The following is a 1,266-nucleotide window of genomic DNA, read 5'->3' on the forward strand; positions in this document are numbered from 1 at the left end:
TGCCGTGGCACTGGTTCCGGGAGGAGCTGCGGCTGCGTCCGGCGGGGGCGACGACGCTCTTCCTCGACCTGCACGCCGACCCGGAGGCCTGGCGGTCGCTGTGCGCGCCGGGCCCGGGGCCGTCCCCGCTCGACTGCGGGCGGGACAACGCGGTGTACGGCCGTGTCGCGCCGCCGCCGTCCCGTCGCGCGGTGGCGGCACCGTCGTACATGAAGGCGGTCGCGACGATTCTGCGCAGCGGGTGGCGTCCGCCGGACGAGGAGCTGCACCAGCAGGCGCTGACGAGGATCGCGCCGGAGAGCGCGGGCACCGATCTGCCGCTGGCGCAGCGGGGGCCCGTGCCGGGGGATCCGCACGCGGCCGTCACCGCGGCGGTGCGCGCGGGCCGGCACGCGGACGCCGACGCGCTCGCGGCACGGCTGGAGCAGGCGGCCGTCCTGGCACACGGGCCCGTCTCCGAGGAGGTGCTGCACTGGACGGAGGTCCGGGCGGACCTGGCGATGCTCGCCGGGGACGCGGCGCGCAGCTGCCGGGCGGGGGTGACGGTCGCCGGCACCCGCCTGACCGCGGGGCAGCCGGGCGACGCGCCCGCCGTCGAGGCGGCCGTGGACCGGGCGCACCACCAGTGGGGCCGGATCACCGACCCGGCCAGGGCCCGCGAACTGGGCACCGCCCTGGCGGAGCTCCGCGCCCGGGTGCCGGGCCGCCGCGAAGGCGCCCTGGACCACGTACGACGCCAGCTGGACCAACTGCAGACCCAGCCCTGACCACCACCCGCCCGAACTGGACGGACCGGCTGGTCAGGGCGTGCCGTCCGGCCGGGCGAGCGGACAGGGCGGCGTCGCGACTGCGCGACGGCCAGGGCGGGGCCCGACGGGACGGCTGGGCGGGAGCGCCGTCGGTCCGGGCGAGTGGGCCGGGCGAAATGGACGGGGGGGATTCCCGGCGCGGGCGGGGTGGGGAGGCGGTTGGGGGGTGGGTGGGGGTGGAGGGGGAGGAGAGGCTGGTGGGGGCACGAGGGGAGGGGGGGCTCCTCTTGTGTGCCTCTGCCCCCCCCGCTCCAGTACGTTTACGGCTCCGCCTGAACGGGAACCCGGATCGCTTCGCGCACCGGGAGTCACTCCCCGGAGGGGCGGGAATTCCGACTCAGAACTTCTGATAAAGTCGGAGTCGCCGGAAAGGGAAACGCGAGAGCGGGAACCTGGAAAGCACCGAGGAAATCGGATCGAGAAAAGATCTGATAGAGTCGGAAACGCAAGACCGAAG

At 75.4% G+C, this 1,266-nt stretch carries 1 protein-coding gene; it reads left to right on the top strand.

Annotated elements, in window-relative coordinates; translation table 11 throughout:
- A partial coding sequence (locus tag ACZ5GT_RS40785; RefSeq protein WP_469037011.1) for a serine/threonine-protein kinase occupies positions 1-767 on the top strand: 767 nt, incomplete at its 5' end.
- Between the last annotated feature and the right edge of the window lie 499 nt (positions 768-1,266).

It is taken from the genome of Streptomyces sp. NPDC031340 (assembly GCF_055569945.1).